The sequence below is a fragment of the Cellulomonas sp. IC4_254 genome (genome assembly GCF_011603975.1).
Lineage (GTDB): Bacteria > Actinomycetota > Actinomycetes > Actinomycetales > Cellulomonadaceae > Cellulomonas.
In genome coordinates this window covers 1-4,871 of sequence record NZ_JAANNB010000243.1, presented here as the reverse complement: position 1 = coordinate 4,871, position 4,871 = coordinate 1, and the positions used below count along the sequence as shown (strand labels likewise).

Below are 4,871 nucleotides of genomic sequence, written 5' to 3'. Positions count from 1 at the left end.
GCCCCAGGGCGTGGACGACCCCCCGTGTCCACGCCACCGCCGCGCGCCCGGCGCGCCGACCCGCCGCGCTCGTGCCGTCCGACGCCCCGGATCAGGGGCGTCCCGGCCCGCGCGCGGCGGGCGTGTCTCAGCGCACCTTCAGCACCCCGATCGTGAGCGTCGGGGTGTAGCCGCCGTCGCCGGTGTACAGCGCGGTGACGGTGGTGGTGCGGCTGACCGCCGGCAGGGTGACCGTCGCGGAGCCGTCGGTCAGGGCGACCGTCGCGACGGGCCGGATGCCCGCCAGGACCGTCACCTTGCCACCGGCGGCCGGCGCGCCCTCGGGTCCCGCGACCGTCACGGTGACCGCGGGCGTGGCGCCGCGGGACACCGTCCAGGACGGGGTGTCGAGGGTGATCGTCGGGACCGTCGCCAGCACCCGGTAGGCGCGCTGGGTCTGCGAGCCCTCGACGTCCGCGCTGCCCGTGTACACCGCGGTGAGGGTGTGCGACCCGGACTTCAGGTCGCGGGGCAGGGCGATGGTCGCGGTCGCCTGGTCGCCCTGGCCGGCCGTGAGCTCACCGGTTGCGAGGACGGTGTCGCGCTCGCGGATCTCGACGGTGCCGGCCGGGACGGCGCCCTGGCCGGTGACGGTCACGGTCGCGCTGACCTCGGAGCCGTACCGGCCCGAGTTCTGCGACAGCGTGACCTTCGTGGTGGAGCCGGCCTTCTTCACGTCGACCGTCACCGCCGCCGACTCCGACCCCGCGAACGCCGCGGTGTCCGGCGTGAAGACGGCCGTCAGCGCGTGCTTCCCGCCGCCGAGCCGCGCCGTCGCGGTCGCGGTGCCGCCGGAGACGGCCGCGGTGGCGACCTCGGTGCCGTCCGCGCGGAACGACACGGTGCCGGTCGCCTCGGCGGGCGCCACCGTGGCGGTGAGCGTCAGGTCCTTGCCCACCTTCGCGGGGCCGGAGACCTTCAGCGTGGTGGTCGTCGCGACGGCCTCCGGCGCGGCGACGTCGAGCACCTGGGCCCGGGTCGTCGGGTCGGCGTTGTGGCTGTGCAGCACCAGGAGCTGGTCCGCCGGGGCGGCCGTGGTGGTGGACCGGTGCACCGTGAGCTCTGTGGCGTCGGACGCCGCGAACCACAGCGCGTCGGTGACGCCGCCGTCGAACCAGTACGGCGGGTCGAACGGGTCGACGGTGAACGGCTCGGCCGCGTCGACCTGGCCGCTGGGGTCGGCCGCGTAGTCGGACGAGGTCCACACCGTGACGGCCGGGGTGGCGCCGGGCTCGAGGCCGAGCGCGGCGATCCCGACCGGCGCGACCAGCACCGAGTTGTCGAACACCGTGGTGTCCACGTCGCCGAACGCGCCGTTCACGCCCTGGACGTCGAGCACCTCGCCGGTGTCGTAGTCGAAGGTCGCGGCGACCGTGACGTCGGCGGCGTCGCTGAGCTTCTGCACGACCGTCTGCGCCTCGGGGGTGCCGTCCTGGTCGACGTCCCAGTCGATGACCGGGAGCACGGCCTGGCCGAGCGTGGCCCAGTCGCCGTCGACCGCGATGCCGACCCCGAGGTAGCCGTCGGCCGGGTCGCCGCCCGCCGCCGCCTGCTGCGGGGCGGTGGAGGTCCAGCCGACCCAGCGCAGGTCGCCGGACGCGACCGCGGACTCCGAGGTGACGAAGCCGGGGACGTCCTCGAGCTTCGGGCTGGTGGCCCCGAGCGTGAGCGGCGCGACCAGCGAGGTCCAGCCGCCGGAGTCGACGCCCCGGCCCGACAGGGTGAGCGCGGCCGTGTCCGCACCGGCGTCCGCGAAGGACACCGGGTCGGCGGTGAGCTCGGAGACCAGCCGCGGGGCGGCCTGCACCGGCACCCGGAGCTCGGCGTCGCCCGAGGTGAGCACGAGCCGGCCGGACAGCGACGCCACGTACTCGCGCGGCACGCCGCCCTGGGTGGTCGCCTGCGTCGGGTCGATCTCCCGCTCGAGGCTCGCCGGGTCGGCGGTGAGCGTCAGCGTGACGAGCCCCTGCTGGCCGGCCGGGACCGTCAGCGTGGCGGGGGAGGTGGTGATCGTCGCGCCACCGGTCGTGGTGGCGGCGGCGAACGCGGTGTCGTAGGTGACGTCCGTGTCGCCGGTGTTCTGCACCGTGACGGTCTTCTTGAGGGTCACGGGCTCCGCGCCCACGTCCACGACCCCGAAGGTCACCGACACCTGGTCCGGGTCCTCCGAGCCGTACGCGAGCACGGTGTCCGCGACGGCCGCGCGGGCGTCCACCCGGCCGGAGCCGACCCGCTGCGGGCCGTACGCCGTGCCGGACTGGTGCGCACCGGTCCAGACGTCGTGCGTCGCGGTGTTCATGATCGCGGCCTTGACCTGGGCCGGGGTCCAGCCGGGCTGGGTCGCGCGGACGAGCGCCCCGATGCCCGCCACGTGCGGCGAGGACATGGACGTGCCGGACAGCGACTGCGCCTGCGCGCCGGTGCCGGAGGCCGCCGAGAAGATCAGCGTGCCGGGCGCGGCGACGTCGGGCTTGATGATGCCGAGGGAGCCGTGCGCGCCGCGGGACGAGCCGGGGTTGAGCGCGTCGCCGATCTCGTCCGAGGTGACCGACGCGGCGAGCGACGGGCCGAGGTGCGCGACGACGCCGCCGGCCTGGATGGACGGGAGCAGCGCGTCGGTGGACGACGCGGTGAGCTGCGCGCCGGGGATCGTCGGGTTGCCCGAGATGCCCGCGGAGAACACGGTCGACTCGGTGCCGATCAGGACGCCGACGGCGCCGGCGGCCTCGGCCGCGTTCCACCGGGCGACGGAGCCGCACGCGCGGGTGGCGTCGTCGTCGTCCCACCACAGGTAGGCGATGTTCCCGGCGAGCTGGTCGGCGTACGGGGTGAGCGGGGTGCAGCCGTCCACGCCGTCGCCGAGGTAGACGACCGGCGCGGTGACGTCCGCGGTGCCCGCGTAGGAGATGGAGTTCTGCGCGGCCCAGGTGCCCACGGCGGCCGGGTCGGGCGCCGCGGTGACCTCGACGCCGTCGTAGGTCTGCGGGCTGCCGACGGAGTTCGCGACGGTCAGGCCCGAGGCGGCGGAGCCGGGGGACCCGCCGACGTCCGTGATGTCGGAGGAGTTGCCCGCGGACAGCACGGCGAGCGTGCCGAGGTCGGACAGCCGGTCGATCAGCAGGTTGTCCGGGTCGTCGGACGGGGTGGCGGAGGCGCCGAGCGACAGGTTCACCACGTCGAGGTGGTCGCCGAAGTCGCCGTCGCCGTCGGGGTCGGCGGCCCGGTCGAGGGCGAGGCCGGTGAGGTCGGTGGACCCGCCGATGTCGCCGAACACCTTGAGGGCGTAGATCCCGGCGCCCGGCGCGGAGCCCGGGCCGACCTGCCAGTCGGACAGGTCGGTCAGCGTGCTGTAGTCGCCGGTGAACGTCGTGCCGTCGGGCTGGACGCCGTAGCCGGCGGCGGTGCCGGCGACGTGCGTGCCGTGACCCGAGTTGTCGGACGTGTAGAGGCTGTCGATCGGGTTGTCGTCCGGCGTGGGCGTCAACGTGGCGCCGGGGAGCTCGGAGTTCGGGTCCGCGTCGTACAGCGGGCCGGCGAAGTCGTAGCCGCCGAGGTACTTGGCCGGGTCGTAGAGGCCGTCGGGCACGGGCTGGGTGCCGTCCTCGCCGTACGCCTGCTGGTAGGCCTCGACCGTCCCGGGGCCGCCGAAGTCGGCGTGCGTGTAGTCCAGGCCGGTGTCGATGACGCCGATCCGGACGCCCTCGCCGGTCTGGCCGGTGTCCTGCCAGACCTGCAGCGCACGCGTGAACGCGTCGGTGGAGGAGTTGTCGGCGGTCTTGGTGGTCACCCGGTACACCGCGACGACGTCGTCGGACGCGGCCAGGTCCCGCACCTGCGCGGCGTCGCCCGTGACGAGCGTGCCGGCGACGAGGTTGGACAGCGTGGCGATCCGCTCCGGCGCGACCGCGGCGGTGCGGGCGGCGGGGTCGGACTCGGCGGGGACGACGGCCTCGGCGACCTGCTCGACCTGGGCGGTCGCGGCCTGGACCGCGGCCGGGTCGCCGCCGTCCTCCGCGACGTCGAGGCCGGACGGGGCGTCGAGCTGCACGAACGCCGTGACGGTGCCCTCGGCGTCGGCCAGGCCGGACGAGACCTTGTCCTCCGTGCCGGCGAGCACGTCGTCGGACGCGATCGGGTCGCCCGCGCCCGCGGCCAGGCCGGGGTCGAGGGGGAGCGGCGGCGACGCGGCTCCGGGCCCGGCAGCCGTGGCGACGCCGCCGGCCCCGAGCGTGGTGGTGGCGGCCAGCGCCAGGACGGTCAACGAGGCACGGAGCGGGCGACGCGTCATGGGAATCCGTTCTTCGGGCAGGAGCAGACGTGCACCCCGGCATGACATCTCGTCACGCCAGACGGTGACTGCGGCCTCACCGTACAAACTTCTGGGGGATTCGTCACGGTTTCGCCACACATTGGCCGCTCAGTCGTCGCACAGGCGTCGCTAGCATGGGTGATCCGGGCCACAGCGGCGTCGACGTCGACGACCGGCCTGCGCGCCGGCGCCGGAGACGGCCGGCGGTCGACGGGTGTGGCGATCTCGTGAAGATCGCCTGCCCGCATCGTCACGGGATCTTCGCGTCGTGGCCGCGCCCTCCTTGAACGACCCCGAGGTCCGCTGCCTAACCTCGACGACCGTGAGTGACAGCATGCCCGCCGCGCGGCGCACGTCCCGCGGCAGGCACGCAGTCCTGCGCGACGAGCGCGACCCCGCGGCACCGGCCACCGCGACGACACCCACGCCCGCCTTCCCCGGGGAGGTGGGCGCGGACGTGCCCACCGGCCGGACCGACGCCCGTACGCCCGCCCCCGGGCCGGACGCGTCGACCGCCCCGTCC

At 75.3% G+C, this 4,871-nt stretch carries 1 protein-coding gene and 1 pseudogene; one reads left to right on the top strand and one right to left on the bottom strand.

Features of this window, described 5'->3' with window-relative positions; translation table 11 throughout:
• Nucleotides 1-127: 127 nt before the first annotated feature.
• Nucleotides 128-4,327: a S8 family serine peptidase gene (locus G6556_RS17055; protein ID WP_166944072.1), complete on the bottom strand. Its 4,200-nt coding sequence runs from the start codon at nucleotides 4,325-4,327 to the stop codon at nucleotides 128-130.
• A gap of 343 nt (nucleotides 4,328-4,670) precedes the next feature.
• Between G6556_RS17055 and G6556_RS19215 the strand changes: the two are divergent.
• Nucleotides 4,671-4,871 (top strand): annotated as a pseudogene (locus tag G6556_RS19215) (hypothetical protein); the annotation flags it as partial.